The sequence below is a fragment of the Candidatus Thiosymbion oneisti genome, assembly GCF_900092655.1.
In the GTDB taxonomy this organism is placed as follows: Bacteria; Pseudomonadota; Gammaproteobacteria; order Chromatiales; family Chromatiaceae; genus Thiosymbion; species Thiosymbion oneisti.
Genome location: NZ_FLUY01000489.1, coordinates 1 through 573, shown reverse-complemented (window position 1 = coordinate 573; position 573 = coordinate 1). Strand labels below are relative to the sequence as shown.

At 50.6% G+C, this 573-nt stretch carries 1 protein-coding gene; it reads left to right on the top strand.

Annotation, left to right across the window (positions count from 1 at the left end; all coding sequences use genetic code 11):
* Window positions 1-573, top strand: a 573-nt coding sequence (locus BQ17_RS04720; RefSeq protein ID WP_141699111.1) for an IS1595 family transposase, incomplete at both ends; no start/stop codon positions are given.

The window sequence follows — 573 nt, the reverse complement described above, 5'->3', positions numbered from 1 at the left end:
GCACGATTTACCGGCCTCGAAAATTGCGGAGTTGAGTGATGTAAGCCGCCCGACGATTAATCAGCTATTGATGAAATTACGCCTCAGAATCGCCCAGGTTTGTGACGCTTCATCACCCTTATCCGGCGAGGTTGAAGTTGATGAATCTTATTTTGGTGCACGCCGTGTCCGGGGAAAGAAAGGTCGCGGAGCAGGTGGTAAAACGATCGTCTTCGGGATCTTGGAACGGCAGGGGAAAGTCTACACGGAAATCGTCCCGGATGCCTCCAAAAAGCAGCTACAGGCTGCGATTCGGGGCAAGGTGACCCTGGGCAGCATCATCCACTCGGACGGCTGGAGAGGCTATAACGGGCTGGTGGACATGGGTTACAAAAAGCATTTCCGCGTGCATCATGGTGAGCACGAATTTGCCCGCGGTAATTGCCACATCAATGGCATTGAATCATTCTGGTCGTCTGCCAAACGAAGGCTTGCTAAGTTCAATGGCGTCCCCAGACATACGTTTCATCTACACCTCAAGGAATGTGAATTCAGATTTAATTACCGCGAGGAAAACCTCTATGATAGAATACT